The following is a 3,175-nucleotide window of genomic DNA, read 5'->3' as shown; positions in this document are numbered from 1 at the left end:
TCCTTCTTCTTCTTGATAATTCCGTTCACAAAACGATTAACAATTTTATTTTCACTCTCCATTATCTTGTCCGGGCCCTCTGTTTTAAAAGCTTTTCCGTCATGGATCATATAGATACGCTCGGAAGTATTCAGAATAGTACTTATCTGATGTGTAACGATTACTGATGTAACTTTCAATTTTTCAGTCAGATCATTTATCAGGTGTTCAATTGTGGTAGATGTAATCGGGTCCAGGCCGGTAGTAGGTTCATCAAACAGAAGGATGCGCGGATCATTTACAATCGCCCTGGCAAAAGCCACACGTTTTTTCATTCCTCCGCTAAGATTGCCCGGCATCAAATAGTAAGTATCAGCCAGACCTACCATAGAAAGTTTTTCCATTACTTTTTCTTTTATTTCAGAATCCCTGAGCTTTGTACGTTCTTTAAGCACAAGTCCCACATTCTCCCCGACTGTTAAAGAATCAAATAAGGCCGAAGACTGAAAAACCATACCGCACTTCAGACGGATATTATTCAATTGTTCTTCACCTAAATCTTTAATAGCGATGTCGTCCAGCCAAATCTGTCCTTCCTGAAAAGTTTCCAGGCCTAATATCAAACGCAACAAAGTACTCTTGCCGCAACCGCTGGTACCGATAATAGTAGTTTTTTTGCCTTCTTTAATTTTTATATTAACGCCATCAAGCACCTTGTGCTCGTCATACTGCTTAACAACATTTTCTATTTTTATCATTTAAAAAATAAAATAGGATAAAAAGAAATTCACAATAAATAAAGTAATTAAAATACTGACGACTGAAAAAATCGCTGATTCTCCTATACCTACGGCACCAGGCTTGGTATGAGCGCCGATAAATATGGAAAAACTGGCGATGATAAAACCAAAAACAGGACCTTTGAACAAAATACCGCCATAAATATCCAGCGATGTAAGCATCTGCGAAGCGGAAGATAAATAGGCCACAGGATTTCCATGATAAAGTATGGAGTATATACCAAGACCTGAAATGAAGCCCACAAAATCAGCGAAAATAATCAGGATAGGCATCATGGTAACCAGAGCTATAAAACGCGGCACATAAAGATAGGAAAAGGGATTAATAGCCATGGAACGCAGCGCGTCCAGCTGTTCGGTAACTTTCATGGCAGCTATTTCCGACGATATGGCAGCTCCTACTCTGGCAGCTACTACTACCCCGGCAAATAAAGGCCCAAGTTCACGCCACACGGCAAAACCTACAATCCCGCCGATAATTTTGCCGGCGCCAATCTTGAAAAACTCTTTGGTTACCTGATTGGTGAAAACCATACCGACAAAAGTCAGGGTAATTACGGTTATGGGCAAAGAATCAATGCCTATTTTTATCATTTGATCCAAAATATGCCTGAACTTAACTTTTCCCGAAAAAATATTACGAATTATTTCCAGAGTGAACAAAGTATAGCTGCCTAATCCTCGCAATAAATGGAAAATATCCTGCCCAAGGCTGGAAAACATATATCCTGAAGGGTTTTTTAGTTTAAACATCAACTGCTGCTACCGGATAAAAAAATATAGTTGAGCGTTCTCAATAACATCTTTAACATCATTGACCGCATTTGAATTTATTATAACATATTTAGTGATTTTTTATGGGGCTCTTAGATATCAATTTAATTGTCATACTTCCCTTCGACAAGCTCAGGGTAAACTAGCTCAGTATGACGCCTTTCACTTTTCACGTTTCACGCTTCACTTTTCACTTTCTACTGTCATGCTTCGTAATACTTAGTCATACTTCCCTTCGACAAGCTCAGGGTAAACTGGCTCAGTATGACGCCTTTCACGTTTCACGCTTCACTTTTCACGTTTCACGCCTTATCCCTTGCCTTCCGTTCCAGCATGCTGAAAACGCAACCGCAGTAATTCTGGCGGTACATATGCTGTTCTCTGGAAAGAGTTATAGAATTTTGAAATCCGTTATTTTTTTTAAAATCGGCAGGCAAAAACTTTATGCCGTAATGTTTCGCGGCTGCTTCTCCCAGCCGATTAATCTGCTCCACATTTTTATGCGGACTCACGGACAAAGTACTGGCAAACCATAAATATTCTTGTTCAGCGGCTTTTTCGGCAGTATTTAACAGACGGGTGGAAATACATATTTCACAACGCTCTCCGCTTCTTTCTGAACATTTTTCTTTGCCGGCCACGAGCCGGAACCATTGTTTAAGCGGATAATCAGCCTCTATTACCGGAATATTACTTTGGGCCGCAAATTTCATCAGCTCCCGCAAGCGGAAAAAATATTCTTTTTGAGGATGAATATTAGGATTATAAAAATACAAACCCAGTTCGTATTCGTTTTTTAGTCTTTCGATTACAGCAGTAGAACAGGGAGCACAGCAAACATGCAACAGCAAACGGTCCATCTATTTATAGATGATAACCGGGATTACTTCCGGATTTTTGTCTATTTTTTTCAGCAAATATTTTCTGACCATATCTTCTATCTGCTGAGCCAGGGTCTCTTTAGTCACATTTCCTTTGCCGAACAAGTAGTTATACTGGTCAGCAATACTGTCCTGCAATCCTTTCAGAAAAGGCATTTCATCCATAACCACACCTTTGGTGGTTATCTGGATATGCTGAATAGATTGAAGCTCGTTATGAATAAAAAGCACTACAACCACAGCTCCGTCGCTGGCCATATTTTTTCTGATATTAATCAGCTGTTCATCATCCAAACACATATCATTACTGTCTATATAGGTGGAATGCAGCTGCAGCTTGTCGATAATTTTTATACTGTTTTTATCGATCTGAATAATATCACCGTTTTCCGCGATCATGATTTCCTCTGTATTCCCAAGGTCTCTTGCCAGCTGGGCATGCGCTGAAAGATGACGGTACTCCCCATGTACAGGTATAAAAAACTTCGGCTTGAAAAGCATCAAAATAAGCTTTAATTCTTCCGCATAGGCATGACCTGACACGTGCATTTTGGAAGCTTCCTCATAGATTACCTGCACTCCTTTGCGGCCAAGTTTGTCGATAACGGAATAAACGGTTTTTTCATTTCCCGGAATGGGCAGCGCGGAAACAATAACTGTGTCTCCGGGTTTTATCTGGAACAACCTGTAGTTATCATTGGCTATCCGGGAAAGCGCTGAAAGCGGTTCTCCCTGACTACC

Annotated in this window: 4 protein-coding genes; all 4 read right to left on the bottom strand. The window is 40.2% G+C overall.

The features are described 5' to 3' along the window. A partial coding sequence (locus tag PHV30_10325; protein MDD5457410.1) for an ATP-binding cassette domain-containing protein occupies positions 1–737 on the bottom strand: 737 nt, incomplete at its 3' end. Continuing rightward, positions 738–1,532: an ABC transporter permease gene (locus PHV30_10320; GenBank protein MDD5457409.1), complete on the bottom strand. Its 795-nt coding sequence runs from the start codon at positions 1,530–1,532 to the stop codon at positions 738–740. It abuts the gene before it with no gap. A 323-nt stretch (positions 1,533–1,855) separates the two neighbouring features. Next, a complete protein-coding gene (locus tag PHV30_10315; GenBank protein MDD5457408.1) occupies positions 1,856–2,413 on the bottom strand; it encodes an epoxyqueuosine reductase QueH in 558 nt (185 codons plus the stop codon). Then, positions 2,414–3,175 (bottom strand): ribonuclease J (locus PHV30_10310; protein ID MDD5457407.1); only part of this gene is annotated, 762 nt, incomplete at its 5' end.

Source organism: Candidatus Margulisiibacteriota bacterium (genome assembly GCA_028715625.1).
Taxonomy (GTDB): domain Bacteria; phylum Margulisbacteria; class Riflemargulisbacteria; order GWF2-35-9; family GWF2-35-9; genus JAQURL01.
Note: the sequence above shows the minus strand (reverse complement) of the source record. Positions and strands in the feature narration are given on the sequence as shown.

Coding starts and splice junctions, on each gene's coding strand:
- PHV30_10315 (MDD5457408.1), bottom strand. CDS start 2,413: ATGGACCGTTTGCTGTTGCATGTTTGCTGTGCTCCCTGTTCTACTGCT.
- PHV30_10320 (MDD5457409.1), bottom strand. CDS start 1,532: ATGTTTAAACTAAAAAACCCTTCAGGATATATGTTTTCCAGCCTTGGG.